Consider the following 26,146-nt stretch of genomic DNA (forward strand, 5'->3'; position numbering starts at 1 on the left):
TGGGTGGGTTGGTGCGAGAGGTCAGGCGGTGGAGGTGTTGTCGAACACCTTGGACAGCTCGTCGGGGGCGGCCAGCATGGTGCGCTTGCCCAGCACGGCCAGGACGACGAGGGTCAGGACGAACGGGATGGCCGCCAGAGCGAACTGGTTCACGGCGTAGCCGGCGGTCTGCAGCACGGACGCCAACGAGAGCGCGGCACCGAACAGGTAGGCGCCGGCCATGATGCGGATCGGGTTCCACATCGCGAAGATGACGAGCGCCACCGCGATGAACCCGCGGCCGGCGATCATGTTCTCGAACCAGCTGTCGGCGTAGGCGATCGAGATGTGCGCGCCGCCGATCCCGGCCAGCGCGCCGCCCGCGATGGAGGACCAGTAGCGCACCGCCTTCACCGAGTAGCCGTTCACGCCGAGCGCCTCGGACCGCTCGCCTGCGGTCCTGACCAGCAGGCCGACCCGCGTCCGGAAGAGCACCCACCAGATGGCCGGCGCCGCGAAGAACGCGATGTAGACCAGCGGGTCGTGGTCGAACAGGATCGGCCCGAGGCCCGGGATGTCGGAGAGTCCCGGGATGGGCACGTCGTCGAAGGCGTTGATCTGCTTGCTCACGTAGCTGACGCCGAACAGCGCCGTCACGCCGAGCGCCAGGAAGTAGAGCGTCAGACCGCTGGCGAACTGGTTGGCCCCGCGGCTCACGACGAGGACCGCGTGCACCAGGCTGAGCAGCGCACCGGCCACGGCGCCCCCGAGGACACCCAGCCACGGGTTCCCGGTGTGCGCGGTGACGGCATAGCCGCCGAGCGCACCGAGGAGCATCGACCCCTCGGTGCCCAGGTTGATGATGCCCGCGCGCTCGGAGATGGTCTCCCCCAGGCCCGCGTACATGATGGACGTGCCGCCGCGCACGGCTCCGGCGAGGAGATCGATGATCATGACTTCGCCTTTCGCGGGCTCGTCCAGCCGAGGACGGCGACGAGCAGGAGACCCATCAGGATGTTGACGCTGGCCGCGGGCAGACCCGAGTTGATCTGCAGGCTGTTGCCCGAGACCGCGATCGCGGCGAGCACCACGGACGCCAGGAGCAGGGGCAGGGGCTTGTGCCGGGACAGCCAGCTGGCCAGGAACGCGACGTAGCCGATGGTCAGCCCGAAGGTCGGACGCAGCTTGTACTCCATGCCCGCGTACTGCACGAAGCCCGCCAGCCCGGCCAGGGCACCGCCGATGAGCAGGGCGGTGAGGATCAGGGTCACCACCGGCATCCCCGCGCGCCGGGCGGCCTCGCCGTTGCCGCCGACCACCGAGAGCCGGAAGCCCCAGGTGGTCCGCGTCAGGGCGAACCAGACGACGATCGCCGCGACGATCGCGATGATGACGCCGATGTGGATCTGCGTCCCGGCGATCACGGGGAGCTTGGCGGCGTCGTTGAGCTCGACGCTCGTGGACTGCCCGAGCGCCTTCGGGTCCTTCCACGGGCCCAGGATCAGGAACAGCATGGTGTAGAGCGCGACATAGTTGAGCAGCATGGTCGTGACGGCCTCGTTCACCTTCACGACGAGGCGCATCGCCGCCGCGATCCCGGCCCAGACCGCGCCGGCGACCATCGCGCTCAGCATCATCGCGATCATCACGACCCACGGGGACATCAGCGGCGTCAGCCAGAGCGCGGCCGCGGCGGCGCCGATGCCGCCGATGATCAGCTGCCCCTCGCCACCGACGTTCACGAGCCCCGCCCGGGCGGGGACCACCACGGCCAGACCCGCGAGCGCGATCGGTGCCGCCCGCAGGATGATCTGCTGGAACTGCCCGGACTGGGTGAGGGTCGACGTCCAGATGTCCGAGTAGACCTGCAGCGGGTCGGCGCCGTTGGCCAGCACGAACGCGCTGAACAGGATCAGGCCCGCGAGCACGGCGACCAGCCAGCGCAGCCCGGTGGACCAGGCCTCGCCGATCTTCGGGCCCCGGTCCGTCGGCGGCTCGACCGGGACGGCGGCTGCGACGATCGCCGCGGCCACCGCCGCGGTCTCGGCATCGGCCTGGGTGCCCGTAGCCGTCCCTGTACCCGTTCGCTCCGCGGTCATGCGACGCCTCCCAGCATGAGTCGGCCGATCGACATCCGGTCGGCGCCGGCGGTGTCGATGACGCCGACCAGGTGCCCGTCGTGCATGACGGCGATCCGGTCGGCCACGGAGATGAGCTCGTCCAGGTCCTCGGAGACCATGAGCACGGCGGCGCCGCGGGCCCGGTGCTCGAGCAGCACCTCCTGCGTTCGGCGCGTGTTGGCCACGTCGAGGCCGCGGCTGGGATAGGCGGCGACGACGAGGGTCGCGTCCTGACCGACTCGCGGGTCAGGAGCACCCGCTGGATGTTGCCGCCCGACAGGGACGCGAGCGTCCGCTTCTTGGGTGCCATGTGCAGACCGACGCGCTCGTCGAGCGCGGTGGTCCGGGCGTCCACCGCGGACCAGTCGATCCCGAACCCGCGTCGCGGCACCTCACGACCGTCCAGCACCATGTGCTCGAGCACGGACAGCCCGGGCACCACCGCGTCCGCGACCGGGTCCTCCGGGATCGCCACCGCCCCGGCTGCGATCGCCTCGCTGGGCCCGAGCCCAGAGGCCGGCGAGTCACCGACGCGGACCGATCCGGCCGAGACCGGCCGCAGCCCGAGCGCGACCTCGCACAGCTCCTTCTGACCGCTGCCGGCGACGCCCGCGACACCGACGAAGCTCGCCGGGGTGGACCTCGAGGTCCACCCCCTTGAGCGCGACGTGCCCGCGGTCGCCGAGCGCGGTGGCGCCCGTCATCTCGAGCACGGCGCGCTCGCTGGCCGGCACAGGGTTCCGCTCCCGCGACAGCGGTGGCACCCGCCGACCTACCATCGCCTCGACGAGCTCCTCGTCGGAGAACTGCGTGGGATCCGCGGACGTCAGCACGGCCTGGCCGCCGCGCAGGACGGTGACCTGGTCGGCGATGGCGCGGACCTCGTTGAGCTTGTGCGTCACCAGCACGATGCCCAGGCCCTGGTCGCGCAGCGAGGCGACGACCGTGAGCAGGGCCTCGACCTCCTGCGGCGCGAGCACGCTGGTGGGCTCGTCGAGGATGACCAGGCGTGCGCCCGTCATGAGGACCTTGAGGATCTCGGCGCGCTGCCGCTCGCCGATCGACAGGTGCCGGACCTTCGCGGTCGGGTCGACAGCCAGGCCGTACTCCTGCGACGCCGCCTCGATCTTGGCGGCCAGCGCCTTGAGCTTGAGGGTGGGGCCGTCGGGCAGCGCGAGGGCGATGTTCTCCGCGACCGTCAGTGCGGGGACCAGCCGCAGGTCCTGGAACACCATGCCGATGCCCAGCCCGCGCGCGTCCGCGGGGTTCCCCGGGGCGACCAGGTTCCCGTCGATGAACATGCGTCCTTCGTCCGGGGTATAGACGCCGTAGATCATCTTGAGGAGCGTGCTCTTGCCGGCCCCGTTCTCACCGATGAGGCCGTGCACCGTGCCGGGCATGACCGTGAGGTCCACGTCCGAGTTCGCCAGCACCTCGCCGAAGCGCTTGGTGAGGCTGCGCACCTCGAGCAGTGCCGTGGGCTTCCCGACGCGGGACTCAGCGCGGGCGACGGCGTCCGAGGTCATGGCCGCGGCCTACGGCCCGAAGGGTCCGTATCCCGCGATGTATCCGTGGGTGTATCCATGCCTGGAGGCTAGGAGTGCGATGTTTCCGAAGCCGACGACACACGTAACGCTCTCGTGTCCGCCTGAGCACGATTTGGTGCGAGATCACCGCCTACGCTTCGCGCCATGACTCGTGTGCTCCTGGTGCATGGCGCCGCCACCACCGCCCGCGTGTGGGACCGCCTGATCCCCTTGCTGGCGGACGTCGACCTCGTCGTCCCGGACCGCCTCTCCAGCGGCGACCTGTCCGTGGAGCTCGATGCGCTGAGGACCGCCGCCGACGGCGCGGTGGTGGTGGGCGTGAGCGGCGGCGCGACGCTCGGTCTGGCACTCGCCGGTGCATCGTCCCACCTCGCGGGCGCCGTGCTGCACGAACCGGCGGTCGGATCTCTCGCGCCCCACCTGCTCGACCACGTGGTCACCGGCTGGACGCTCGGCGGGGTCGCCGGGTTCGGGTCCGCCCTCTACGGGCCGACCTGGGACCCGTCGATGGCTCCGGCGGACCCTGGTGCGGTCGAGCGCGACCTCGCGATGTTCCGCCGGTTCGAGCCGGTCGCGCCGGCACCCGGCAACGGCCGCGTGCTCGTGACGGTCGGCGAGGACTCACCGGACCTGCGTCACGCCGCCGCCGAGGCCCTGCACGAGCGCCTGGGCGTCGAGACCGTCACGCTGCCCGACAGCGGCCACTTCGTGCAGCACGACAACCCGGCCGCGCTGGCGGCCGTGATCCAGTCGGTGCTCGAGGCCATCTAGCCTGCGTCGGCGGGACGCCAGCCCGCGTGCGACCGGTGATGCGGCCTGGCCCCGGCGCCGCTACGCCGACGCCTGGGCGCGCACCGACCGCACCACCGGCACCAGCACGACGAGGTTCAGCACCGCCGTGAACGCCGGCCCGACCGACTTGACGAGGTCGCCGATGGTCACGCCGACGACCGCGTCCAGGGCCTGGACGACGATCATCGCGAGCGCCACCACGATCAGCGCGCGCCGCGACCGCACGACGGCCACCGCAGCGACCGCGACCACGAGCGCGACGCTGCGCGACGCGGCGTACATGGCCGAGCTGTCGTCGGTTCCCAGCCGCACGAGAGCCTCGATCGCGAACCCGAGGCTCACGCACGCGCTGATCGCGGTCACGGCGAACGCCGCCCACCAGAGCCGGCCTTCACGCGGTGCATCATTCATAGAGTGAATGATAGCCCTTCGAGACGCGCCCCGCGTCGGCGATGCACCGGACCCCGCGCCCAGCGCGAGGCGCACGTCGTGTCCGGGTGCTCAGATCAGGCCGAGGGCCCGGACCGCGTCCCGCTCCTCGACGACTCGGCCACCGAGGCGTCGATCCGGCCGCGGGAGAAGTCGTCGACCTCGAGCCCCTGCACGATCGACCACGACCCGCCGTCCGACGTCACCGGGAACGACGAGATCAGGCCCTCGGGCACGCCGTACGAACCGTCGGACACGATGGCCGCCGACGTCCAGCTGCCCGCCGGCGTGCCGTTGACCCAGGAGTAGACGTGGTCGATCGCCGCGTTCGCCGCCGACGCGGCCGACGACGCACCACGGGCCTCGATGATGGCCGCGCCACGCTTCGCGACGGTCGGGATGAAGGTGTCGCGCACCCACGCGTCGTCGTCGAGCAGCGCGAGCGCCGGCTCGCCCGCGACCGTGGCGTGCGACAGGTCCGGGTACTGCGTGGCCGAGTGGTTGCCCCAGATGGTCAGCCGGGCGATGTCGGAGACCGACGACCGCGTCTTGTTGGCCAGCTGCGCGACCGCGCGGTTGTGGTCGAGGCGCGTCATGGCCGTGAACCGCTCGCCGGGCACGTCCCGAGCGTGCGACGCAGCGATGAACGCGTTCGTGTTGGCGGGGTTGCCGACGACGAGGATCCGCACGTCGTCCGCCGCGCCGGCGTTGATCGCCTCGCCCTGGGGCTTGAAGATGCCTCCGTTCGCGGACAGCAGGTCGCCGCGCTCCATGCCCGCGGTCCGCGGCCGGGCACCTACCAGGAGCGCCACGTTGACGCCGTCGAACGCCGCCCTCGCGTCGTCATAGATCTCGACGCTGTGCAGCGTGCTGAACGCGCAGTCGTCCAGCTCCATCGCGGTGCCCTCGGCCGCCTTCACGGCCTGCGGGATCTCCAGCAGGCGCAGGACCACGGGGACGTCGGGGCCGAGGAGCTGGCCGGACGCGATCCGGAAGAGCAGCGCGTAGCCGATCTGGCCGGCGGCTCCGGTGACGGTCACGGTGACGGGCGAGCTGACCACGGAACGGGCTCCTTCGATCGGCGACGGCGGCGCCCTCACGCTACCCCGCAGACGACGCACGGCGCGTCGGTCAGAAGTCGTGCCGCCACCAGGGGCTGCCCGCGACGATCGACTCCAGACGTTTTTGCTCGGTGAGGCGCGTGGGCCGGTCCGCCGGCCCGGCGGCGTCCGCTGCTGCCCGCCACAGCGCCGCGGCGACATCGTTGCCCAGCGGCATGTAGACGAACGAGCTGAGGAAGCCCATCGCCATGCCGCTGCCCTGCTCCGCGGCTGCCAGGAGCCACGGCTCCGCCAGCTCGGGCGGCTCGCACACGTCGTGCAGGAGAAGCTGCCCAGCCGGAACGACGCTCGGACGTCCCCCGTGCTCGCCGCGGAGGTCAGCACGTCCCGTGTGCGGGTCCATGGCTCCTCGTCACGCAGGGCCCACAGCTGCGCCACAGCGCGCATCGAGGGGACGTGAGAGGCGCCGGCCAGAGGTTCGAGCAGGCGTAGAGCCTCGTCGTCGTCCCCCTGTACCTGCCACCGATACATCGCCAGGTCGTACGTCATGTCGGCGTCGCCCTGAGAGACACCTGTCTGCCACCCGGCCACCACGTCCATCACTGCCTGCTGCGTCTCGTCGTCCACGTTCGCTCCATCGGCAGCCCGGCCGGGGACCTGAACGCCGACGGCGTCACCGGATCGATCTCCGGTGACGCCGTCGGGACGAGAAGCGTGCTCAGGCGAGCTTGGCCGCCAGGTTGGCGTCGAGCGTCGCGAGGAACTCCTCGGTGGTCTGCCAGGCCTGGTCGGGGCCGACGAGGGCCGCGAGGTCCTTGGTCATGGCGCCGCTCTCGACGGTCTCGATGACGACCTGCTCGAGCGTGTCGGCGAACTCCGTGACCTCGGGGGTGCCGTCCAGGACGCCGCGGTGCTTGAGGCCGCCGGTCCAGGCGTAGATCGAGGCGATCGGGTTGGTCGACGTCGGCTTGCCGGCCTGGTGCTGGCGGAAGTGGCGCGTCACCGTCCCGTGGGCGGCCTCGGCCTCGACCGTCTTGCCGTCGGGCGTCATGAGCACGGACGTCATGAGGCCGAGCGAGCCGAAGCCCTGCGCGACCGTGTCGGACTGCACGTCACCGTCGTAGTTCTTGCAGGCCCAGACGTAGCCGCCCTCCCACTTCATGGCTGCGGCGACCATGTCGTCGATGAGCCGGTGCTCGTAGGTCAGGCCGGCCGCCGCGAACTGCTCGGCGTACTCGGCATCGAACACCTCCTGGAAGATGTCCTTGAACGAGCCGTCGTAGGCCTTGAGGATCGTGTTCTTCGTCGACAGGTAGACCGGGTAGCCGCGCTGCAGGCCGTAGGCGAACGAGGCGCGCGCGAAGTCACGGATCGAGTCGTTGAAGTTGTACATGCCCATGGCGACACCGCCGCCGTCGGGGTACGTGACCACCTGCTGCGTGATCGGCTCGGAGCCGTCCGCCGGGGTGTACGTCATGGTCAGCGTGCCGGCGCCGGGCACCTTGAAGTTGGTGGCGCGGTACTGGTCGCCGAACGCGTGACGGCCGATGATGATCGGCTTGTTCCAGCCCGGCACCAGGCGCGGGATGTTGCTGATGATGATCGGCTCGCGGAAGACGACGCCGCCGAGGATGTTGCGGATCGTGCCGTTGGGCGAGACCCACATCTTCTTCAGGCCGAACTCCTCGACGCGCGCCTCGTCGGGCGTGATCGTCGCGCACTTGACGCCGACCCCGTGCTCCTTGATGGCGTTCGCGGCATCGATGGTCACCTGGTCGTCCGTGGCGTCACGGTTCTGGATCGACAGGTCGTAGTAGCGCAGGTCGACGTCGAGGTACGGGTGGATCAGGCGGTCCTTGATGAACTGCCAGATGATGCGCGTCATCTCGTCGCCGTCGAGCTCGACGACCGGGCCGACAACCTTGATCTTCGCCATGCGGAGTCTCCTGTGCTGGGACGGGTGGGGCACGGCACGATCGAACGGTGCCGGCGCAGGTCCGTGGGCAAGATTACTCGACATCGAGAGACTTTCGTCAGGCCTCCCCGATGCCGACCGGGACGATCCTCGCAGACCGAATACCCGTCACGCATCGGCGCGGACCGTGACCCTGGCGGTGCGGGACTGGCATGCTGGGATCTACGGGGCAGGCGCCTGCGGCTTGGAACAGCACACAGGCGGGCGTGGCACTCTCCGCGCGCACCTCCCCAACCTCTCCGAATTCTCACGACAGGAACGACATGTCACAGGACAACGCAGACAAGGCGACGGCCCTGCCTGAGCCCGAGCCCGACGAGACGATCGTCGAGAGCACGCCCGAGCCCGCTGCCCCGGCAACCGAGGCCGCCGCCGAGCCCGTCGCCACCGAGGTACTGCCCGAGGCGCCCGAGGAGACGGAGTACGACGAGTACGAGGCCGTCTACCTCCCCGCCGGCTCCGTCGTCGTGACCGGGCCCAGCCTGCTCGCGAAGCTCGGCGCCGAGGCGTTCGGCACGTTCCTGCTGGTGATCGCGGGTCTCGGCGTCGCGCTGTACCTGAGCGTCAGCGGTGTCAGCAGCGCGCTGGCCGTCGGTCTGGCGTTCGGTCTCGCGCTGCTGGCCGGCATCATCGCCGTCGGCCACATCTCCGGGGGCCACTTCAACCCGGCCGTGACCGTCGGCGCCGCGATCGCGGGTCGCACGGCCTGGAAGGACGTCCTGCCCTACTGGCTCGCCCAGCTCGTGGGAGCCACGGCCGCCGCGGCGGTCCTGTTCACCACGATCCCGGACAAGCTGCCCGGCCTGATCGCGCAGGGCTCCACCACGGCGACCAAGAAGTCGTTCTTCTCCGGCGTGGCCAACGGCTTCGAGGCCCACTCGCCGCTGTCCACCGCCTCGCAGGGCCAGGTCAGCTTCACGCTGGTCTCCGCGCTGCTGGTCGAGCTCGTCGTCACCGCGCTCTTCGTCGGCGTCATCCTCGGCGCCACCGACCGTCGCGCCAAGAACGTCTCGGCGCCGCTGGCCATCGGCCTGGCCCTGGCCGTGCTGATCCTGGTCGCCCTGCCGATCACGAACGCGTCGCTCAACCCGGCCCGCTCGTTCGCCGCGGCCGTGTTCTCCGAGAAGCTGGGCCTGGAAGCAGCTGTGGCTCTTCGTCGTCGCCCCGATCGTCGGCGCGGCGCTGTCCGGCCTGGTCTACCGCGCGTTCGCCGCGGAGCCGCCGGAGGAGGACAACCTGCTCGAGGAGGACGACGAGTACGTCACCACCGAGGACACGCTCATCGTCTCCGAGCGCTGATCCGCCTCGCTCCACGACGAGAGCCCGGGACCGCAGCGGTCCCGGGCTCTCGTGCGTCCGGCGCGGGAGGAACGCGGGTCAGAACCATTCGCCGGGCAGCACGGCGGCGAACAGCCCGAGTCCGACCGCGAGCGTGAACAGCACCGAGACGTCGAGCCACCGGGCGCGGACCGAGAGGGCCACGGGCCCGGGGACCGGGGTGACCAGCCGCACGATGCCACAGGCGGCGACCACCGCGGCGAGCACGGCCGACCCGGTCCTGGTGCCGACGCCGAGCGCCACCGCGACGGCGACGGCGATCCCGGCGCTCACCCACCACAGCGACGCGTTGCGTCCGGCGGCCAGCGAAGCACGGGCGATCGTCCGCGGGTCCACGGGCGCCTCTCCGACGGCGACCGGGCCGGAGATCGGCGCGGGCTCGGTGGCGGGCTCGGTGACGGGCACCGTCGCCGGCTCCGTCACCGGGTCCGCCGGTTGCTCCTGGGCGATCGGGTCCGCCGGCACGGGCGGCTCCGACGGTGGCGTCTGGGCGCGCGTCGGCGCGGCGTGGCGGAGCCCCGCACCGCTCGTCGTCCGCTCGTGCACCATCGATCTGCCTCCCGTCCGGAGACTACCGTTGCCAGGTGAGCGACCCTGAATCCACGAGCCGGCCGGAGCGCGTCGTCCGGTCGGTGCTGGTGGTCGGCGGCGGGCTGGCGGCCACCCGGACCGTGGCTGAGCTGCGGGAACGCGGGTTCGACGGCCGGGTCGTTGTGCTCGGGGCCGAACCGATCGCGCCGTACGACCGCCCTCCGCTGTCCAAGCACCTTCTCGACCGATCGACGCCGACCTGGCTGCGCGACGAGATCGGCGCCGATCTGCCGGTCCTCGCCGACGAGGTGCGCCTGGGCTCCCCCGCGCGCGGCCTCACGATCACCGCGGCGGGCGTCGAGGTGCAGACCGACGGTGGTCCGCTGGGCGCGGACGCGGTCGTCGTCGCGACCGGGGCCCACGCCGTTCGACCGCCCGGCTGGGAGGCCGCGCTCACCCTGCACACCGCCGCCGACGCGGACGTCCTGCGCGCGGCCCTCGTCCCGGGCACCCGCCTGGTCGTGATCGGCGCGGGCTGGATCGGCGCGGAGATCGCGACCGTGGCGGCCGCCGCCGGGCTCGACGTCACCGTCCTGGAGGCGACCGGCGACCCGCTCGGCGCGGCACTGGGCCCGGCGGTGGGTGCGCTCACCGCGCCCTGGTACGCCGCCGTGGGCGTGCACCTGCGGCGTGGCGCGCACGTGGTCGAGGTGGGAGGCAACGGCGTCGCGCTGGCCGACGGGACGCTGGTGCCTGCCGACGTCGTGCTGGCGGCCGTCGGGGCGCGGCCGACGACCGCGTGGCTCGGTTCCGCGCTGCCCCAGGAGCCGGACGGGTCGCTGCGCGTCGACGAGCGCCACGCGGTGCTCGGGGCGCCCCGCTCCGTGCGCGCGGTGGGCGACGTCGCCCTGCGGCGTTCGCAGCGGCACGGCTGGGTGCCGGGCGGTCACTGGGACGGCGCGCTGCGGGGCCCGACGGACCTCGTCGCGGACCTGCTGGGCACCGGCGACCCGGTCGTCGACCCAGCGCCGTACGTCTTCTCGACGCAGCTGGGCCACGAGCTCGCCCTGTTCGGCGTCCGGCACGTCGACGACGAGGTGGTGCTGCGGGGTGACCCCACGGGCGCCGACGGCTGGGGTGCGCTCTGGTTCCGGCCCGGGACGGACCAGGTCAGCGCGGCCTTCACGGTCGACCGCCCCCACGACGTCGGCGCAGCACGGCGGCTGTTCACGGCCGCCGCGCTGCCCCGGCTGGACCGGACGCTCGCGCGCGACGTGGGCACCACCCTGCGCGACGCGCAGCGGTAGCGCTCGCCGCGCTCAGTGCGCGAAGTGCCGCGTGCCCGTGAGGTAGAGGGTCACGTCGGCCGCCTGGGCCGCCGCGACGACCTCGTCGTCGCGCACCGAGCCGCCGGGCTGCACGATGGCCCGCACACCGGCGTCGATGAGCACCTGGGCGCCGTCGGCGAACGGGAAGAACGCGTCCGACGCCGCGACCGCACCCCGGGCACGTTCGATGTCGCCCGTGTTCGCGCGGGTCACCGCCAGGCCGCACGAGTCCACGCGGTTGACCTGACCCATCCCGACCCCGACGGACGCGCCGGCGTGGGCGAGCAGGATCGCGTTCGACTTCACCGCGCGGACCGCGCGCCAGGCGAACACGAGGTCGGCGAGCGTGTCCTCGTCGGCCGGCCGGCCCGCGGCGAGCGTCCAGGCGGTCGGGTCGTCGCCGGGCGCGTCGATGCGGTCGAGCTGCTGCACGAGCGTGCCGCCGGTGATGGCGCGCACCTCGGTGGTGTGCGTCGCGTCGTCGAGACCCGTGACCTTGAGGAGGCGGATGTTCTTCTTGCGGCTGAGGATCTCGACGGCCTCGGGCTCGAAGTCCGGGGCGACGACGACCTCGGTGAACACCGGTGCGATCTGCTCCGCAGCCGCCGCGGTGAGCGTGCGGTTCGTCGCGATGACTCCGCCGTACGCCGATACCGGATCGCAGGCGTGGGCCTTGGCGTGGGCGTCGGCGACGTCCACGCCGACCGCGATGCCGCACGGGTTGGCGTGCTTGATGATCGCCACCGCCGGGGCGTCGTGGTCGTGCGCTGCGCGCCAGGCGGCGTCCGCGTCGACGTAGTTGTTGTAGCTCATGGCCTTGCCGTGCAGCTGTTCGCCGCCGGCCAGACCGAGGCCGGCCGCGCCGGTGGGCGAGAGGTACAGCGCGGCGAACTGGTGCGGGTTCTCGCCGTAGCGCAGCACCTCACCGCGTTCGAACGTCGAGGTGGCGACCTTCGGGAAGCCGCTGTCGTCGTCGGGGGCGTAGGAGCTGGCGAACCAGGCCGCCACCGCGGCGTCGTACGCGGCCGTGTGCGCGAACGCGTCGGCGGCGAGCAGGCGGCGCGCCTCGAGCGTGAAGCCGCCCGCGTGCACGGCCTCGACCACCTCGTCGTACCGAGCGGGATCGACGACGACCGCCACGCTCGGGTGGTTCTTCGCCGCGGCGCGCACCATCGACGGGCCGCCGATGTCGATCTGCTCGACGCACTCGTCGGCGGACGCGCCGGACGCGACCGTCGCGGTGAACGGGTAGAGGTTGACGACGACCAGCTCGAACGGCTCGATGCCGAGCTCGTCCAGCTGGCGCAGGTGCTCGGGCAGGCGCGTGTCGGCCAGGATGCCCGCGTGCACACGCGGGTGCAGCGTCTTGACGCGACCGTCGAGGCACTCGGGGAAGCCGGTCAGGTCCTCGACCCGGGTGACCGGGACGCCGGTGGCCGCGATCGTCGCGGCGGTCGATCCGGTCGAGACGATCTCGATACCGGCGGCGTGCAGGGCCGCCGCCAGCTCGGTCAGGCCGGTCTTGTCGTAGACGCTGACCAAGGCACGGCGGACGGACCGGACAGACGAGGTGGAGGGCACAGCAGCTCCCGGAGGTGTGGGTCGGAACAACGGACCCATGCACCCAGGCGGGCGGTGCGTGGCGGGGAACTGCGGTCGCTTCCCGGTGGTTGAACCCACCTGCGCCAGTCACGACCAGGGCCGAGTCTAGCGGGCCTCAGCCGACTTCTGCGTGGCGACCGTCCACCGTGAGACCGCCGCGGGCGATCCGCCCCACCCACTCGACCAGCAACGACCGCTCGACCACCTTGATCCGCTCGTGCAGGGAGGTCTCGTCGTCCCCGGGCTCCACGGCGACGGCCGCCTGCGCCAGGATCGGGCCCGTGTCGATGCCCTCGTCGACCACCATCACGGTGCACCCGGTGACCTTGGCGCCGTACTCGAGGGCGTCCCGCACGCCGTGCGCGCCCGGGAAGGCCGGCAGCAGGGCGGGGTGCGTGTTGATGATCCGGCCGCCGAACCGCTCGAGGAACGTGGCCCCGAACAGCTTCATGAACCCGGCGAGCACGATCAGGTCCGGCTGGAACACCGAGACGGTCTCCGCCACCGCGGCGTCCCAGGCCGCCCGGTCGTCGAAGTCCTTGACCGACACGACGGCGGTCGGGACACCCGCCTCGGCGGCGATGTCCAGCGCGCGGATCCCCCGGCGGTCCGCGACGACGGCGACGACCCGCGCCCCGTAGCCGGGGTCGTCGTGCGCCGCCAGCAGCGCCGCGAGGTTGGAACCGGTGCCGGACACCATCACGACGAGCCGACCCGCCGCTCGGGTGGGTGGGCTGGGATGTGGCTGACTCACGCGGCGACCTTACCGGTGCGAACCGCCGGGCGACCCGAGGTGCCGGCCGTCGCGGACACCAGCCGGCGGCGTGGCCACGTCCTGGCCTTCGTGGGCGAGAATGCTGACGTGAGCAACCCGTACGCGCCCCCCGGCGACCGTCCGCGCCAGCCGGACGGCGAACGGCCGGGCGCGCCCGTGCAGGACCAGGTTCCGCCGCCCTACCTGCAGCACCCGCCGCCGGCGTGGCAGCAGAGCGGCGCGCGCCCCCCGGTGCCCGCCCCGGTCCCGACCGATCCCGAGGGCGCCGCACGCGCCGGCCGCATCGCCCGCCTGTTCGCGTTGACGGTCCTGGCGTCGGTGCTGGTCAGCCTCATGCGGCTGCCGTGGTCCCTCGGCGCCGCGGTGCTCGGTCTGGCCGCCATCGGCATCGGCGTGTGGGCGCTCGTCGTCGCAGGTCAGGCACATGTGCGCGGCACCCTGCCGATCATCCTCACCGCCGGCCTGGTCGTCGCGTTCCTGTGGTCGATGGCCATGGCCGCGCCCGCGGTCAGCCTGCAGGCCGGGCTGGACCGGCAGGCGTGCCTGGACGGCGCCCTCACCGTCTCTGCCCACGAACGGTGCGAGGCGCAGTACCAGAAGGACCTGAAGGTCCAGCGGGAGAAGCTCGGCGTCGGGGGCTGAGCTCAGCCGACCGGGTCGTCGACCGGCAGCTCGTCGTCGAGATCCCGGTGGTCCTCTCGCCGTCGCCGCTGTGCCCTGCTCATCGCACCGCCGAGGAGCCGACGAACCTCGGCGCGCACCAGCGGGTCGGACGGTACGGCGATGAGCAGTGCGCCGATCAGCACGCCGGCGCCCGCCAGCAGCCCGACGAGCACCCCCTGCGCGCCGACGTGCGCGAGCCGGCCCGGACCGACGCTGCCGCTGGCGAGGGCGACCAGGATGCTGAGCAGGACGCCGAGGGTCAGTGCCGCGGTGCCGGACGCGGCCGCCCCGTGCCACCACCGGGTGGCCCGCAGCCGGCGGTGCACGTACAGGCCGACGACGGCCCCGATCCCGACCAGCACGATCGGCACGATGCTGGTCGCCGGTCCGGCGACGTCGGGCGTCGGCAGCGCGCCCAGCATCGGGACCGCGGGCAGCGGTCCGCCGACCACCGCGTCGGGTGCGAACAGCGTCCCGGAGCCGACGGAGAAGCCGTTGCCGGTGAGCCACGCGGTCGCCCAGACCACGAGGTTGGGCACGAAGGCCAGCTCGGCGAAGGCGAGCACGAGGCCACCGACCGCGTCGAGGCCGAGCCCGCGCACGACGTCGCCGATGGTCGCTCGGCCCGCCAGCACCCAGAGCGTCGCGACCGCGGCGGCGACCACGAACAGCAGGGCGAGCGCGAGCAGACCGGCGGCCGAACCGGTCCGGACGGCCGGCGGGACCCGCGTCCAGACGGGCCGCGTCAGCGTCCGCCAGGCCGGCGCCTCGGGGCGGGCCAGCAGCCCGGCGCCGAGCCCGAGACCGGACACGACGACCCCGCCGACGACCGCCCGTGCGAGGCCGAGTCCGTGGACGCCCACGAGCAGGGACGCGACGACCGTGACCAGCGCGTAGGCCGCGACGCCCGCCGTGTAGCCGGGCCAGGTGGCCAGGCCGGAGCGCCGGGCGGAGGCGTAGCAGGTGAACAGGGCCAGGATCGTCACGCCGAGCGGCACGATCGTCACCGAGACCGCTCCGACGGCGACGGGCACGCCGTGCCCGAGCAACCAGATCGACGCCCCGACGCCGACCGACCGCAACCAGCCGACGCCGTCGTTGGAGGGGTCGGCGGACGTGGCCACATAGGCGGCGATGGCGGGCAGCACGATCACGAGGAACGACAGCAGGGCCGCCTGGAGCGCCGCGAGGACGCCGGCCACCCACCGCGGGGCGCCGTCGAGCGCGCTGGCGAAGAACTGGTCGGTCCCGGCCGCCGGACGTCGCCCGCGGGACCGCGGTCGGGTGCGGTCGAGGACGTTGCGGGTGACGCTCACCGTGCCATCGTCGCTGCCGTTCGAACGCAGACGGAGAACATCGCCCGGCGCGTCGGACGCGAGAAGGCGCCGACCCGGTCGGGTCGACGCCTCCTCGTCGGACGGCTCGGGTGAGGGCTCAGCCCAGCAGCTCCCGGGCGAGCGCGGCGGTCTCGGACGGCGTCTTGCCGACCTTGACGCCGGCGGCCTCGAGGGCCTCCTTCTTCGCCTGCGCGGTGCCCGAGGAGCCCGAGACGATGGCGCCGGCGTGGCCCATGGTCTTGCCCTCGGGGGCCGTGAAGCCGGCGACGTAGCCGACGACCGGCTTGGTCACGTGCTCCTTGATGTAGGCGGCGGCCCGCTCCTCGGCGTCGCCACCGATCTCACCGATCATCACGATGACCTCGGTCTCGGGGTCCGCCTCGAACGCCGCGAGCGCGTCGATGTGCGTGGTGCCGATGATCGGGTCGCCGCCGATGCCGATGGCCGTCGAGAACCCGAAGTCCCGCAGCTCGTACATCATCTGGTAGGTCAGCGTTCCGGACTTCGAGACCAGGCCGACGCGGCCCGGGCCCGTGATGTCGGCCGGGATGATGCCGACGTTGGACTTTCCGGGGCTGATCAGGCCGGGGCAGTTGGGGCCGATGAGCCGCACGCCCTTCTCCTGCGCCAGCGCGAAGAACTCGGCCGTGTCGGCCACCGGGACGCCCTCGGTGATGATCACGACCAGCGGCACGCCGGCCTCGATCGCCTCGACGACGGCGGCCTTGGTGTGGGCCGGCGGGACGAAGATCACGGAGACGTCGGCGCCGGTCGTGGCGACGGCCTCGGCGACGGTGCCGAAGACGGGCACCTCCACCTGGCCGAACGCGACAGACGTGCCCGCCTTGCGTGGGTTCACGCCTCCGACGACGGACGTGCCGCCGGCGAGCATGCGGGTGGTGTGCTTCTGGCCCTCGGCCCCCGTCATGCCCTGGACGATGACCTTGGATGCCTCGGTCAGGAAGATCGCCATGTGTGTGTCAGCTTCTCTCTGGTTCAGGGGTGTGGCTCAGGCCGCAGCGTGGGCGAAGCTCGGCTGCCTTGTCGGCGCCGCCGTCCATGGTCTCTGCGAGCGTGACCAGCGGGTGCGCGGCCTCCGCGAGGATCCGACGTCCCTCGACGACGTTGTTGCCGTCCAGGCGGACGACGAGCGGCTTCGACGCCTCGTCGCCGAGGATCTCGAGCGCGGCGACGATGCCCTTGGCCACCTCGTCGCACGCCGTGATCCCGCCGAAGACGTTGACGAACACGGACTTGACCTGCGGGTCCGTCAGGATGATGTCCAGACCGGCGGCCATGATCTGCGCATTCGCGCCGCCACCGATGTCGAGGAAGTTCGCCGGCTTCACGTGGCCGTGCTTCTCGCCGGCGTACGCGACGACGTCCAGGGTGCTCATCACGAGCCCCGCGCCATTGCCGATGATGCCGACCTCGCCGTCGAGCTTGACGTAGTTGAGGTCCGCCGCCTTGGCGCGTGTCTCGAGCGGGTCCGTCTCGGCGTTGTCCTCGAGCTCCTCGTGCTCCGGGTGCCGGAAGCCCGCGTTCTCGTCGAGCGTGACCTTGCCGTCGAGCGCGACGATGTCGCCGTCCTCCGTGAGGACCAGCGGGTTCACCTCGACGAGCGTGGCGTCCTCTTCCTTGTACACGGTCCACAGCGTCTGCAGCACCGCCGCGACCTTCGGGGCCAGCTCCGGGCTGAAGCCCGCGGCGGCCACGATCTCGTCGGCCTTCGCCTGGTCGATGCCCGTGCGCGGGTCGACGGCGACCTTGGCCAGCGCGTCCGGGCGCTCGACGGCGAGCTTGCTCGATCTCCATGCCGCCCTCGACCGAGCACATCGCCAGGTAGCGACGCTCGGCACGGTCCAGCAGCAGCGAGAAGTAGAACTCGGTGGCGATCTTGGCGCCGGCGGCGATCATCACGCGGTGGACGGTGTGGCCCTTGATGTCCATGCCGAGGATCTCGTCGGCCTTCTCGGCCGCCTCGTCCACGGAGCGCGCCAGCTTGACTCCGCCCGCCTTGCCGCGACCCCCGACCTTGACCTGGGCCTTGACGACGACCACGCCAGGCTGACCACCCAGAAGCTGCTCCGCGCCGGCGCGGGCCTCCTCGGTGGTCGTGGCGACGACGCCACCCAGCACGGGGACGCCGTGCTTCTCGAAGATGTCACGTGCCTGGTACTCGAACAGGTCCACCTGGTCTGGGTCCTCTCATCACCGGCGCTCGACGGCCTCGGTTCGGCCGAAACGCCCCGATCGATGGTAGCGGCCGGTCAGGGATCGCTCGACGTCGAGAGATGTGGCGTGCATGACGTTCACGCGGAATTCGCACGAGGCCGTCAACTTGGGTTGACACTCGGCAGGTGTCAACGTAGGTTGACAGTCATGTCCGAAGGGCTCATGACCGCCGCCTCGGGGGCGTCCGAGCCGGCCGAGGGGTTGCGCGCCGTGCGCGCGCTGCGAGCGCTGGCCGACCGCCTCGAGACGCTGCACGTCCAACGCGCCCGGGAACTGGGGTGGTCCTGGCAGCAGGTCGCCGCGGCGCTCGACGTGTCCCGCCAGGCGGTCCACAAGAAGTACGGGAAGAGGTTCGGCTGATGTTCGAGAGATTCACGGGCGACGCCCGCGACGCCGTCGGGTTCGGGGTCGAGGAGGCCAACGCCGTCGGGGCGGACCACGTGGGCGCCGAGCACCTCCTCCTGGGCGCCGTCCGGACGCCCCAGACCGTGGCGGCGCGCGCGCTGGCCCGGCTGGGCGTCGACGAGGCCGCCGTCCGGGCGGCCGTGCGCGGGCTGCCGTCGGACGCGCTGGACGCCGACGCGCTTGCCGGGGTCGGCATCGACCTCGAAGCCGTCCGGGCGCAGGTCGAGGCCGAGTTCGGCCCGGGGGCCCTCGACGACAAGGTCGCCGCGACGGCGCCCTGCACGACGCGGTCCGGGCACAAGCCGCTCGACGCCCAGGCCAAGAAGCTTCTCGAGATCGCGCTCCGGGAAGCCGTCCGGCTCAAGCACCGCCGCATCGACACCGGCCATCTGCTGCTCGCCGTCGTCCGGGTGGACGACCCGCGCGCCGCCCGGTCGCTCGACGGGCTGGGCCTGGGCGACGACGACGTCCGCCAGGCGGTCTACGCCGCGTGGGCGCAGGACCCGGCCGGCCTGCCGTGATCTTCCTGCCCTCGTCGGGCACCCTGCGCCCGCCGCAGGCCGTCCGGGCGCGCACCGCCCACCAAGGTCCGCGCCGTACCCTCGTTACCGACGACCAGACGAGATCGGCAGGACACCGTGACCAACCAGACCGGCGCGACGAAGCGGCGCAGCCGCCGGACGATGCTGACCCTGTTCACCATCGTCGCGCTCGCCCTGGGCGGGCTGACCGTCGAGTCGACGAGCAAGTGGTACCTGGGCGTGGCCGTCGTCGCGATCCTGGTCGCGCTCCTGCTGATCGCATGGGCGCTGACCGCGCGGTACGACCGGGGGGTCGCCCGAGGCCGGGTGACCCCGCTGGAGACCGCCCGTAGCCAGCTGGACGTGGGCCTCGTCCGCGCGGCGCGGGCCGAGCACGGCGAGTTCGCCGGCGTCACCGAGGTCCGGCGCCAGCTGCCGTCACTGACGTTCGACGAGGCGGTCAAGCTGCACCGCTACGTGTAGCCGGCCGGTCGCTCAGAGCTGGTGACCGGCGAGAACCGCAGCAGGAGCCGCTTGGTGCCGTCGCTGCCGAAGTCCACCTTGGCCACCGCGTTCGGCCCGGCACCCTCGATCGCGATCACGGTGCCCAGACCGTAGGAGTCGTGCGTGACCCGGTCACCGACGGCCAGCTGCGGGATGGCGGAGTCCGGCCGAGGCGTCGCCGACCCGAACGTCGCGCCCGTCGAGGGCAGCGACTGCGGACGCGGCTCGCGCTCCTGCTTGCGGTACCCGCCGGCCGAGGACTGGTTCCGGTACCCGCCGCTCGTCCCGTAGCCCGAGCCCCAGCCGCCGCGCAGCTGCGACGTCGACGACTCGCGTCGGCGCCAGTCGATGAGCTCGTCGGGCAGGTCGTCCAGGAACCTGCTGGGCGGGAACTCGTTGGGCACGCCCCAGGCCGTACGGACGGCGGCGCGCGAGATGTACAGCCGCTCCCGCGCGCGGGTCAGGCCGACGTAGGCGAGGCGCCGCTCCTCCTCGAGCTGGTCGGGGTCGGACAGCGAGCGCAGGTGCGGGAACGTCCCGTCCTCCATGCCCGTGAGGAAGACGACCGGGAACTCCAGGCCCTTGGCGGTGTGCAGCGTCATGAGCGTGACCACACCGGGATCGGGGCGCACAGGGGCGTCCGGATCGGCCTCGTCGGGCGTCGGGATCTGGTCGGAGTCGGCGACGAGCGAGACGCGTTCGAGGAAGTCGGCCAGGTCGCCCTCGGGGTCGCTGGCCGAGAACTCGGAGGCGACCGCGTGCAGCTCGGCGAGGTTCTCCACCCGGGAGGCGTCCTGCGGGTCGTCGCTCCCGCGCAGCTCCGCGAGGTACCCGGACCGGTCGAGCACCGCGCCCAGCACCTCGGCGGGGCCGGCCTCCGCGGCCAGCGAGCGCAGCTCCGACATCATCTCCGCGAACGAGCCGAGCCCGACGATCGCTCGGGTGCCGAGGCCCGGCACCTCGTCGAGACGCTCCAGCGCGGCGCCGAACGAGATCCGCTCCCGCTCCGCGAACCCCGCGACCATCGCCTCGGAGCGGTCCCCCAGCCCGCGCTTGGGCACGTTGAGGATGCGGCGGAGGTTGACGTCGTCGTCGGGGTTGGCGATCGCGCGCAGGTAGGCGATCGCGTCCTTGATCTCCTTGCGCTCGTAGAACCGCGTGCCGCCGACGACCTTGTAGGGGAGGCCGACGCGGACGAGCACCTCCTCCAGCGCACGGGACTGGGCGTTCGCGCGGTAGAAGATCGCGACGTCACCGGGTCGCACGCTGTCGGAGTCGCCGAGCCGGTCGATCTCCTCCGCGACGAACCGGGCCTCCTCGTGCTCGGTGTCCGCGACGTACGCGACGATCTGCGCACCCGCCCCGGAGTCGGTCCACAGGCGTTTGCCCGCCCGCCCCGGGTTGCGGCTGATCACCGCGTTCGCGGCCGACAGGATGTTCTGCGTCGACCGGTAGTTCTGCTCGAGCAGGATGGTCCGGGCGTCCGGGTAGTCGGCCTCGAACTCGAGGATGTTCCGGATCGAGGCACCGCGGAACGCGTAGATCGACTGGTCCGCGTCGCCGACCACGGTCAGCTCGCCCTGCGGGACCTCGTCGTCGGGTCGGCCCGAGCCCACCAGCTCGCGGACCAGCACGTACTGCGCGTGGTTGGTGTCCTGGTACTCGTCGACGAGCACGTGCCGGAACCGCCGGCGGTAGTGCTCGGCGACGGCCGGATAGGCCTGCAGGAGGTGGACGGTCGTCATGATCAGGTCGTCGAAGTCGAGCGCGTGCGCCTGCTTGAGACGCGCCTGGTAGCGCGTGTAGACCTGCGCGAGCGCGGCGTCGAAGTCGTTGGTGGCGCCGTTGCCGTTGGTCGCGGCGAACGTCTCCGGGTCGACCAGCTCGTCCTTGAGGTTGGAGATCTTGTTGGCCAGCGCCTTGGCCGGGTAGCGCTTGGGATCCAGGTCGAGCTCGCGCGCGACGAGCGTGAGCAGCCGCTGGGAGTCCGCAGCGTCGTAGATGGAGAAGCTGGACCGCAGCCCGAGCGTGCCCGCCTCGCGGCGCAGGATCCGGACGCACGCGGAGTGGAACGTGGACACCCACATCCGCCCCGCCGCGGGTCCGACCAGCTGCTCCACCCGCTCGCGCATCTCGGCTGCGGCCTTGTTGGTGAACGTGATCGCGAGGACCTCGCCGGCACGCGCCCGCCGCGTGGCCAGCAGGTACCCGATGCGGTGGGTGAGCACGCGCGTCTTGCCCGAGCCGGCCCCCGCGACGATGAGCAACGGTCCGCCGTGGTGCAGGACGGCCTCGCGCTGCTGCGGGTTCAGCCCGTCCACCAGCGCGTCCGCCTTGGCCTGCTGCCGAGCGAGCCGCTCCTGCGCCGCGGCCTCCGACTCCTCGTCGTCGCTGCGCGGCGCGAGACCGGACGGGAGGACGGCGGACGCGTCCCGGGGCGGTCGCGAGGGAACGCCGGGGACGGAGAGCGAGAGGCTGTCGAAGAGCGAGGTCATGGCAGTCCAAGGGTAGGCGTCGCCGCCCACATCGACGGCCCTCCTGTGGACTACGCGAGGACGAGTCCGGCGATCCACGCCGCCGTCGTCACGAGCGCCCCGGCGAGCTCCACGAGGATGGTCAGCCCGGTGGCCTGCAGCGCGGCCACCGTCGACCGCCACGCCGTGCGCGGGTCGCGGGCGCGCAGCAGCTCGGCCAGGAACACGCCGGCCACGAACCCCACCAGCAGCCCCACGACCGGGATGACGAAGAACCCGACGATGCCGAGCAGGCCGCCGACGACCATCGTCGAGAACGGCACGCCCGCCTTCTTCAGGTGTCGCCCCGCCAGCAGGTACTCGCCGACGAACGCCAGCCCGGTGGCCAGCACGGCGACCGCGACCACCGTCCAGCCGACCGGGCCGCCCGTGACGACGCCCCAGGTGATGACGGCAGCGGCGACGAGGAACAGCCCGGGCAGCACCTGCACGACGACCCCGACGAGGCCGACGACGATCGCGATCCCGACGACGACGTCCCCGATGGTTGCCACGTCGGGACCCTAGGCCCGATCACGCCCGACGACCGCCCGGCGAGGCTCAGTTCCAGATGACAGCGATCCCGACGTTGACCACGACCAGGCCGGCGATCGCACCGAGGTAGCCCGTGGTGACCACGGCCGGCTTACGGACCCCGCGCACGACGAGGAAGGTGGCGACGAGGGCGATGACGAGCTTGACGGCGAGCTTGGTGCTGCTCGGTTCGTGGTCCGTCCAGCCCCCGGCCGAGGCGAGCCCGGCGAGCACGATCCCGGTGACGAGCGCGGTGAGCATGCCGTGCAGGACGCCGGGCGCGATCCGCGGCTGCCGCAGGGAGACGAGCGTTCCGCCGAGGACGATCGCCCAGCCGAGCAGGTGCAGGACGACGAGCAGTTCGTAGACGAGGTGCATGCCGACCATCCTACGGTATCTGACGCGGCGTCAGAAAAGCCGACGTCGAAAGACCGCGCGGACCCCGCTACAGCAGTCGGCGGGCGGCGGCCCAGCGGGTCAGCTCGTGGCGGCTGGACAGGGCTTGCGCAGGACCGCGGAGACGTGCGTCTCGACCGTCTTGATCGAGATGAACAGCTCGGACGCGACCTCACGGTAGGAGTAGCCACGAGCGATGAGCCGCATGACCTCCCGCTCGCGAGCCGACAGACGGTCCAGCTCGTCGTCGCCGATCGCGACGTCCCCCGCCGACGACCCGAACGCGTCGAGCACGAAACCCGCCAGGCGCGGCGAGAAGACCGCGTCCCCGGAGGCCACCCGACGGACGGCGTCGGACAGGTCGGTTCCGTCGATGTTCTTGGTGACGTACCCGCGAGCGCCGGCACGGATGACGGCGACGACGTCCTCGGACGCGTCCGACACGGACAGGGCGAGGAAACGGGTGGCGCCCAGGAGATCCGCGCAGGCACGGATGACCTCGGCGCCACCGCCGCCGTCGCCACCGGGCAGGTGCACGTCCAGCAGGACCACCGGCGGGGTCAGCGTCCGGACGAGCCGGATCGCCTCGTCGACGGTGTCGGCCTCCCCCACCACCCGCACGCCGGCGTCGAGCGACGCCTTCACGCCCGTGCGGAACATGTGGTGGTCGTCGACCAGCACCACATCCACGACGTCGCTCATCGCGCTCCTCCTTCGTCCGTGCCGGAGGACACCGGCACCAGCAGGTGGACCTCGGTGCCGTGACCGGGTCGGCACGTCACGGTCGCGGTACCTCCGCGGCGGCGGACGCGTCCCATGATCGACTCGCGCACGCCGAAGCGGTCGGACGCGACCTCGTCGAGGTCGAACCCCTCGCCATGGTCTCGCACGAACACCTCGACCTGCGACGCACCGACCTCGAGGTACAGCGAGACGGGAGGCAGCCCGTGCACGACCGCGTTGACCAGGGCCTCGCGGGTGGCCTGCAGGAGCGCCTCGGTGTCCGCGTCGGGCACGCGGTCACCGACCACCACCGACTCGATGGCGACCGGGTCCCCGGACGGTCCGGAACGGGAGTCCTCGACCTCTGCGACGATCTCCCGGAGCGACGCAGCGAGCGAGGTGCCCGGAGCGGGGCGGTCGTCGTAGAGCCACTCGCGCAGCTCGCGCTCCTGCGCGCGCGCCATCCGAGCCACCTCTGCGGAGTCGTCGGCACGCGACCTGATCAGCGCGAGCGTCTGGAGCACGGAGTCGTGCAGGTGGGCGGCGATGTCGGCGCGCTCCGACTCGCGTGCTCGGGCGGCCCGCTCGTCGCCGAGCTCGCGCACCAGCCGCAGCCACCACGGCGTCAGCACGAGCGCGACGCCGCCGAGCATCACGATCGCCGCGATGATCGACTGGGCGAGCGTCGCGGGCTCGACACCCTGGCCCGAGGCGAGACCGATGAGCAGGAGCACCCCCACGCCGGCCAGCAGGATGCCGCCGGCGACCCGCAGGACGCTCACCGGCGTCCGGCCGCCGGCGCGGTCGCGCAGCCGGTCCCGCTGCGCGGCGTCGAGCTGGCTCCACGCCAACCACAGCCCGGCGAGCACGATGAGCGCCGGCAGCAGCCAGTCCACCTGGACGTCGGCTCCCGCCCGCACGGCGATGAGCAGCACCGCCGCGATGACCAGGACCGCCCCGATGGCGATGTCGGTGACCGGGATCTGCCGGCCGGGCTCGACGATGTTCTGCCGGCGCGCCAGCCGGGTCAACGTGCTCGGCCGCACGGCCTGGGCGGCGTCGGCGGGATCGCCGACCGGGATCGACAGCCACCAGAACGCGTAGAGCACGAGCCCGATGCCGGCCACCGGCGTCAGGACCACGAACGCGAGCCGCACCAGCGCGACGGGCAGGTCGAGGTGGGCAGCGAGCCCGAGCGCGACGCCACCGAACCAGCGCCCGCGCACGGGGCGCCGCAGCGGCAGCCGTCGCGGGGCGACGAGCGGTTCGGTGGGGTGCACGGTCCGATCGTCACACGCCAGGGCGCCACCAGGGGTGCATCTCGGGGCCCCTTCAGGGCTGCGAGCCACCAGGTTCAGGGTGGTCTCAGGGATACACCCGATGCCGCTCGACCGTCCGGGCGACCAGGATCGAGGCATGGACACCAGCACTCCACCCGCACCGCCCGAACCCGGGGCACATCCCACCGACGGCTTCTTCGCCGCCGTCCGCCGTCTCGGCATCACGCGTGCCGACGACCGCTGGGTGGCCGGCGTCAGCGCGGGGGTGGCCGACAGGTTCGGCATCGACCCGTTGCTGGTCCGCGGCATCTTCGCCGCGTCGTTGCTGCTCGGTGGGCTCGGGCTCATCGCGTACGGCGTCGCGTGGGCCCTCCTGCCCGAGCGCAGCGACGGACGCATCCACATCGAGGAGATGCTCCTCGGGCGGTTCGACGTCGCCGTGCTCGGGGCGTTCGCGTTCGTGCTCGTGGGCTTCGGGCGCGGGGGCAGCTGGTTCTTCTTCTGGGGACCTCCCGGCTGGGTGCAGGGGCTGCTGTGGATGCTGTTCTCCCTGGGCGTCGTCGCGATCGTGCTGGTCGTCGTGAACCAGCACCGCCCGCGCCCCGTCGCGCCGCCGTTCACCCCGCCGGCCGACCCGCAGCCGTTCGACCCGGCGACGATGTACAGCCCGCCCGCACGGCCGCCCACCGACGCGTCCGCCGAGGTTCCGACAGCGACGTATGCCGCCGCAGCTCCAACGGCACCGCCGGTCAGCCAGCCGTACGTGTCGTCGGCGTACACCCCGCCCGTGCCGCCCGTCCCGCCGGCGCCGCCCAAGCCCCCCAAGCCGCCAAAGCCACCGCGGCCGCGGACCCCCGGCGCCGGCGTGGGCACGGTCGGCGTGGTCGTCGCGCTCAGCCTGCTGACCCTCGCCGGTCTCCTCGTCGCGAACCGTACCGGGCACTTCGACGGACCCGTGGCGCTCACGGCGCTCGGTGTCGCGATCGTCCTGGGCGGGCTCGGGATCATCATCTCCGGTCTGCGCGGCCGTACCAGCGGTGCGCTCGGCGGCCTCGCCGTCCTCGGGCTGCTCGCGGCCGTACCGCTGGGCATCGTCACCAGCCCGGGCTCCTTCTGGCAGAGCGACGGCCAGCGACAGCTCAGCGCGACCGACGTCACCGCCACGAGCCGCCAGGAGGCTGCCGGCGGCTACTCGATGGGCTTCGGCGACGTCACGGTCGACCTGACGGACGTCCCGCTGACCGACGAAACGCTCGTCGTGCCGATCTCCCTGGCAGCCGGAGACCTCACGGTCCGGGTGCCCGAGGGCGCGAGCGTCGAGGCCGACGTCAACATCGGCGCCGGCAACATCACCTGGGACGTGGGCGGCGAGCACCGTGCGCAGGACGGAGTCGCCATCGACGACGGCAACTTCACCACCGGCGGCGGCGACCATCCCCAGCTCCGGCTGACGATCCGTGTGGGCGCCGGCCAGGTGTCGATCGTCGACGCGTCCCCCTCGGCCGTGCCCCCGCTGCCGACCGTTCCCACGCTGCCGACCCCGGCCGGTTAGGAGAGA

24 protein-coding genes, 3 pseudogenes and 1 riboswitch are annotated in these 26,146 nt (G+C 72.4%); of the genes and pseudogenes, 8 read left to right on the forward strand and 19 right to left on the reverse strand.

The genetic code is table 11. From position 1 onward, the window contains the following. Nucleotides 1-21: 21 nt before the first annotated feature. From AC38ZX_RS16540 to AC38ZX_RS16555, 4 genes are all read right to left on the reverse strand, one after another. Complete coding sequence (locus AC38ZX_RS16540) at nt 22-933, reverse strand: ABC transporter permease (protein ID WP_426592937.1); 912 nt, start codon at nt 931-933, stop codon at nt 22-24. Further along, nucleotides 930-2,078, reverse strand: a complete 1,149-nt coding sequence (locus AC38ZX_RS16545) for an ABC transporter permease (protein WP_491295240.1) — start codon at nt 2,076-2,078, stop codon at nt 930-932. The genes AC38ZX_RS16540 and AC38ZX_RS16545 overlap by 4 nt, the downstream gene beginning before the upstream one ends. Next, nucleotides 2,075-2,284 carry a hypothetical protein gene (locus AC38ZX_RS16550; protein ID WP_491295241.1) on the reverse strand — a complete coding sequence of 70 codons (210 nt, stop codon included), beginning with the start codon at nt 2,282-2,284 and terminating at the stop codon, nt 2,075-2,077. The genes AC38ZX_RS16545 and AC38ZX_RS16550 overlap by 4 nt, the downstream gene beginning before the upstream one ends. A 339-nt stretch (nt 2,285-2,623) precedes the next feature. Next, nucleotides 2,624-3,625, reverse strand: a complete 1,002-nt coding sequence (locus AC38ZX_RS16555; RefSeq protein WP_491295242.1) for an ATP-binding cassette domain-containing protein — start codon at nt 3,623-3,625, stop codon at nt 2,624-2,626. Nucleotides 3,626-3,790: 165 nt separating this feature from the next. Here AC38ZX_RS16555 and AC38ZX_RS16560 point away from each other — a divergent pair, with 165 nt between their 5' ends. Continuing rightward, on the forward strand, nt 3,791-4,417 hold the full coding sequence (locus tag AC38ZX_RS16560; RefSeq protein WP_491295243.1) for an alpha/beta fold hydrolase: 627 nt from the start codon (nt 3,791-3,793) through the stop codon (nt 4,415-4,417). Nucleotides 4,418-4,477: 60 nt separating this feature from the next. Here the strand turns inward: AC38ZX_RS16560 and AC38ZX_RS16565 are convergent, their stop codons facing one another. The 4 genes and pseudogenes from AC38ZX_RS16565 to AC38ZX_RS16580 all read right to left on the reverse strand — a co-directional run bounded on the left by AC38ZX_RS16565 (nt 4,478) and on the right by AC38ZX_RS16580 (nt 7,864). Then, entirely contained in the window at nt 4,478-4,849 is a 372-nt protein-coding gene (locus AC38ZX_RS16565; RefSeq protein WP_491295244.1) for a hypothetical protein, read from the reverse strand. Between the two features lie 90 nt (nt 4,850-4,939). Beyond that, a pseudogene (locus AC38ZX_RS16570) lies at nt 4,940-5,928 on the reverse strand (malate dehydrogenase). Nucleotides 5,929-5,998: 70 nt separating this feature from the next. Continuing rightward, the gene (locus AC38ZX_RS16575) at nt 5,999-6,331 is read right to left on the reverse strand and encodes a hypothetical protein (RefSeq protein ID WP_491295245.1); all 333 of its coding nucleotides are present in this window, start codon (nt 6,329-6,331) and stop codon (nt 5,999-6,001) included. A 315-nt stretch (nt 6,332-6,646) separates the two neighbouring features. After that, nucleotides 6,647-7,864 (reverse strand): NADP-dependent isocitrate dehydrogenase, encoded by a 1,218-nt coding sequence (locus tag AC38ZX_RS16580; protein WP_491295246.1) that lies wholly within the window; start codon nt 7,862-7,864, stop codon nt 6,647-6,649. A 302-nt stretch (nt 7,865-8,166) separates the two neighbouring features. On the opposite strand from AC38ZX_RS16580, the gene AC38ZX_RS16585 reads away from it, so the two are divergent. Then, nucleotides 8,167-9,339 carry an MIP/aquaporin family protein gene (locus AC38ZX_RS16585; protein ID WP_491295247.1) on the forward strand — a complete coding sequence of 391 codons (1,173 nt, stop codon included), beginning with the start codon at nt 8,167-8,169 and terminating at the stop codon, nt 9,337-9,339. Here the strand turns inward: AC38ZX_RS16585 and AC38ZX_RS16590 are convergent. Next, complete coding sequence (locus tag AC38ZX_RS16590) at nt 9,281-9,790, reverse strand: DUF3017 domain-containing protein (RefSeq protein WP_491295248.1); 510 nt, start codon at nt 9,788-9,790, stop codon at nt 9,281-9,283. The two genes, AC38ZX_RS16585 and AC38ZX_RS16590, sit on opposite strands and share 59 nt — an antisense overlap. 35 nt (nt 9,791-9,825) lie before the next feature. Between AC38ZX_RS16590 and AC38ZX_RS16595 the strand changes: the two genes are divergently transcribed. After that, nucleotides 9,826-11,079: an NAD(P)/FAD-dependent oxidoreductase gene (locus tag AC38ZX_RS16595; RefSeq protein ID WP_491295249.1), complete on the forward strand. Its 1,254-nt coding sequence runs from the start codon at nt 9,826-9,828 to the stop codon at nt 11,077-11,079. A gap of 12 nt (nt 11,080-11,091) precedes the next feature. Here the strand turns inward: AC38ZX_RS16595 and purH are convergent, their stop codons facing one another. After that, the gene (gene purH, locus AC38ZX_RS16600) at nt 11,092-12,720 is read right to left on the reverse strand and encodes a bifunctional phosphoribosylaminoimidazolecarboxamide formyltransferase/IMP cyclohydrolase (RefSeq protein WP_491295250.1); all 1,629 of its coding nucleotides are present in this window, start codon (nt 12,718-12,720) and stop codon (nt 11,092-11,094) included. Next, a riboswitch (ZMP/ZTP riboswitch) is annotated at nt 12,716-12,803 on the reverse strand. It overlaps the preceding gene by 5 nt. A gap of 14 nt (nt 12,804-12,817) precedes the next feature. Continuing rightward, a complete protein-coding gene (gene purN, locus AC38ZX_RS16605) occupies nt 12,818-13,402 on the reverse strand; it encodes a phosphoribosylglycinamide formyltransferase (protein ID WP_491297463.1) in 585 nt (194 codons plus the stop codon). Nucleotides 13,403-13,564: 162 nt separating this feature from the next. On the opposite strand from purN, the gene AC38ZX_RS16610 reads away from it, so the two are divergent. Then, nucleotides 13,565-14,119 carry a hypothetical protein gene (locus AC38ZX_RS16610; protein WP_426592949.1) on the forward strand — a complete coding sequence of 185 codons (555 nt, stop codon included), beginning with the start codon at nt 13,565-13,567 and terminating at the stop codon, nt 14,117-14,119. A gap of 2 nt (nt 14,120-14,121) precedes the next feature. Here the strand turns inward: AC38ZX_RS16610 and AC38ZX_RS16615 are convergent, their stop codons facing one another. From AC38ZX_RS16615 to sucC, 3 genes and pseudogenes are all read right to left on the reverse strand, one after another. After that, nucleotides 14,122-15,456: a cell division protein PerM gene (locus AC38ZX_RS16615; RefSeq protein ID WP_491295251.1), complete on the reverse strand. Its 1,335-nt coding sequence runs from the start codon at nt 15,454-15,456 to the stop codon at nt 14,122-14,124. A gap of 118 nt (nt 15,457-15,574) precedes the next feature. Beyond that, nucleotides 15,575-16,450, reverse strand: coding sequence for a succinate--CoA ligase subunit alpha (sucD, locus tag AC38ZX_RS16620; protein ID WP_426592951.1), 876 nt, complete (start codon nt 16,448-16,450; stop codon nt 15,575-15,577). Between the two features lie 36 nt (nt 16,451-16,486). Then, nucleotides 16,487-17,670 (reverse strand): annotated as a pseudogene (gene sucC / locus AC38ZX_RS16625) (ADP-forming succinate--CoA ligase subunit beta). Between the two features lie 189 nt (nt 17,671-17,859). Between sucC and AC38ZX_RS16630 the strand changes: the two are divergent. The 3 genes from AC38ZX_RS16630 to AC38ZX_RS16640 all read left to right on the forward strand — a co-directional run bounded on the left by AC38ZX_RS16630 (nt 17,860) and on the right by AC38ZX_RS16640 (nt 19,121). Beyond that, a complete protein-coding gene (locus AC38ZX_RS16630) occupies nt 17,860-18,072 on the forward strand; it encodes an RNA polymerase subunit sigma-70 (protein WP_491295252.1) in 213 nt (70 codons plus the stop codon). Next, entirely contained in the window at nt 18,072-18,638 is a 567-nt protein-coding gene (locus tag AC38ZX_RS16635; protein ID WP_426592954.1) for a Clp protease N-terminal domain-containing protein, read from the forward strand. The genes AC38ZX_RS16630 and AC38ZX_RS16635 overlap by 1 nt, the downstream gene beginning before the upstream one ends. 117 nt (nt 18,639-18,755) lie before the next feature. After that, a complete protein-coding gene (locus AC38ZX_RS16640; RefSeq protein ID WP_426592955.1) occupies nt 18,756-19,121 on the forward strand; it encodes a hypothetical protein in 366 nt (121 codons plus the stop codon). On the opposite strand, the gene pcrA is transcribed toward AC38ZX_RS16640, so the two are convergent. The 5 genes and pseudogenes from pcrA to AC38ZX_RS16665 form a co-directional block, all read right to left on the reverse strand. Next, nucleotides 19,112-21,637: a DNA helicase PcrA gene (pcrA, locus tag AC38ZX_RS16645; RefSeq protein ID WP_491295253.1), complete on the reverse strand. Its 2,526-nt coding sequence runs from the start codon at nt 21,635-21,637 to the stop codon at nt 19,112-19,114. The genes AC38ZX_RS16640 and pcrA overlap by 10 nt on opposite strands. A gap of 50 nt (nt 21,638-21,687) precedes the next feature. Beyond that, entirely contained in the window at nt 21,688-22,170 is a 483-nt protein-coding gene (locus tag AC38ZX_RS16650) for a DUF456 domain-containing protein (protein WP_426592957.1), read from the reverse strand. Between the two features lie 46 nt (nt 22,171-22,216). Continuing rightward, nucleotides 22,217-22,567, reverse strand: coding sequence for a hypothetical protein (locus tag AC38ZX_RS16655; RefSeq protein WP_426592958.1), 351 nt, complete (start codon nt 22,565-22,567; stop codon nt 22,217-22,219). 67 nt (nt 22,568-22,634) lie between these two features. Next, a pseudogene (locus AC38ZX_RS16660) lies at nt 22,635-23,287 on the reverse strand (response regulator). After that, nucleotides 23,284-24,588, reverse strand: a complete 1,305-nt coding sequence (locus tag AC38ZX_RS16665; RefSeq protein WP_491295254.1) for an ATP-binding protein — start codon at nt 24,586-24,588, stop codon at nt 23,284-23,286. Before AC38ZX_RS16665 ends, AC38ZX_RS16660 begins: the two are co-directional and overlap by 4 nt. Nucleotides 24,589-24,724: 136 nt before the next feature. Between AC38ZX_RS16665 and AC38ZX_RS16670 the strand changes: the two genes are divergently transcribed. Beyond that, the gene (locus AC38ZX_RS16670; RefSeq protein ID WP_491295255.1) at nt 24,725-26,140 is read left to right on the forward strand and encodes a PspC domain-containing protein; all 1,416 of its coding nucleotides are present in this window, start codon (nt 24,725-24,727) and stop codon (nt 26,138-26,140) included. Nucleotides 26,141-26,146: the final 6 nt, after the last annotated feature.

This window comes from Cellulomonas sp. McL0606 (genome assembly GCF_058248365.1).

Excerpts from the sequence above, each read along its gene's own strand:
- AC38ZX_RS16540 (WP_426592937.1), bottom strand. The coding sequence starts at position 933 with ATGATCATCGATCTCCTCGCCGGAGCCGTGCGCGGCGGCACGTCCATC.
- AC38ZX_RS16545 (WP_491295240.1), bottom strand. The coding sequence starts at position 2,078 with ATGACCGCGGAGCGAACGGGTACAGGGACGGCTACGGGCACCCAGGCC.
- AC38ZX_RS16555 (WP_491295242.1), bottom strand. The coding sequence starts at position 3,625 with ATGACCTCGGACGCCGTCGCCCGCGCTGAGTCCCGCGTCGGGAAGCCC.
- AC38ZX_RS16560 (WP_491295243.1), top strand. The coding sequence starts at position 3,791 with ATGACTCGTGTGCTCCTGGTGCATGGCGCCGCCACCACCGCCCGCGTG.
- AC38ZX_RS16565 (WP_491295244.1), bottom strand. The coding sequence starts at position 4,849 with ATGAATGATGCACCGCGTGAAGGCCGGCTCTGGTGGGCGGCGTTCGCC.
- AC38ZX_RS16575 (WP_491295245.1), bottom strand. The coding sequence starts at position 6,331 with ATGGACCCGCACACGGGACGTGCTGACCTCCGCGGCGAGCACGGGGGA.
- AC38ZX_RS16580 (WP_491295246.1), bottom strand. The coding sequence starts at position 7,864 with ATGGCGAAGATCAAGGTTGTCGGCCCGGTCGTCGAGCTCGACGGCGAC.
- AC38ZX_RS16585 (WP_491295247.1), top strand. The coding sequence starts at position 8,167 with ATGTCACAGGACAACGCAGACAAGGCGACGGCCCTGCCTGAGCCCGAG.
- AC38ZX_RS16590 (WP_491295248.1), bottom strand. The coding sequence starts at position 9,790 with ATGGTGCACGAGCGGACGACGAGCGGTGCGGGGCTCCGCCACGCCGCG.
- purH (WP_491295250.1), bottom strand. The coding sequence starts at position 12,720 with ATGGGTCCGTTGTTCCGACCCACACCTCCGGGAGCTGCTGTGCCCTCC.
- purN (WP_491297463.1), bottom strand. The coding sequence starts at position 13,402 with ATGGTGTCCGGCACCGGTTCCAACCTCGCGGCGCTGCTGGCGGCGCAC.
- sucD (WP_426592951.1), bottom strand. The coding sequence starts at position 16,450 with ATGGCGATCTTCCTGACCGAGGCATCCAAGGTCATCGTCCAGGGCATG.
- AC38ZX_RS16630 (WP_491295252.1), top strand. The coding sequence starts at position 17,860 with ATGTCCGAAGGGCTCATGACCGCCGCCTCGGGGGCGTCCGAGCCGGCC.
- AC38ZX_RS16635 (WP_426592954.1), top strand. The coding sequence starts at position 18,072 with ATGTTCGAGAGATTCACGGGCGACGCCCGCGACGCCGTCGGGTTCGGG.
- pcrA (WP_491295253.1), bottom strand. The coding sequence starts at position 21,637 with ATGACCTCGCTCTTCGACAGCCTCTCGCTCTCCGTCCCCGGCGTTCCC.
- AC38ZX_RS16655 (WP_426592958.1), bottom strand. The coding sequence starts at position 22,567 with ATGCACCTCGTCTACGAACTGCTCGTCGTCCTGCACCTGCTCGGCTGG.
- AC38ZX_RS16670 (WP_491295255.1), top strand. The coding sequence starts at position 24,725 with ATGGACACCAGCACTCCACCCGCACCGCCCGAACCCGGGGCACATCCC.